The 654-nt window shown below is 68.3% G+C and carries 1 pseudogene; it reads right to left on the reverse strand.

Going from position 1 to position 654, the window contains the following annotated elements:
• Positions 1-254, reverse strand: a pseudogene (locus ACLQ25_RS32770) (hypothetical protein); the annotation flags it as partial.
• Positions 255-654: the final 400 nt, after the last annotated feature.

A 654-nucleotide genomic window follows, 5' to 3' on the forward strand; every position in this document is an offset into this window, starting at 1 on the left:
TCGTGCGGGTTCAGGTGGTACAGGTCGCGCATCGCCTCGTACAGCAGCCCGGCCAGGTAGATCGACAGGCTCGGCATTGAGTTTTCGTACTCGGCCTTCAACATGAGCCGCGCCGTCGCGCACGGCCACGGCTGACCGTCGGCGCGGCACGCCCAGTGCGGCCGTAACGGCGTGTGCGGCGGGCCCTGGCGATGCTGACGCGGACGGTCCTCGGCCGGTCCCCGCTCAGGGACGGAAACCTGCGTAGATATCACTTCCGACCCCCGCTCGCCCGGAACTCCTGCGCTGGGCACAGGTGACCTATTCGCCCGATCTCGTTCACACGGAACGCCTCGGTATGCGACGTGACCCAGGCCGGAAGTCGCGGGGCAGGCCGCGGGGCAGGGCCACGCACAGGCACTTTCGGAGCGGGTTCGCTGCGCCAGAACACGAAGCGCACGGTGCCTCCTTCGCGCTGTCGTCGGAGAGGGCCGCCCCCGTGTTTACTCGCCGGACAGGGGCGGCCCCGGGTACGAACGCGTCCGCCGGGTTCGGGTCCTCCACCGGCCGCACCGTCTGGTGACACTCTGTTCCGTGACGGCCTAGATGATCGATTCCAAGGGATGTGGGACCGCAAGTAGACGCGAGGGCGTCCATGATCGGCGTTGTCTAGGC

Origin of the sequence: Micromonospora sp. DT44, assembly GCF_049841635.1 — a bacterium.
In the GTDB taxonomy this organism is placed as follows: domain Bacteria; phylum Actinomycetota; class Actinomycetes; order Mycobacteriales; family Micromonosporaceae; genus Micromonospora.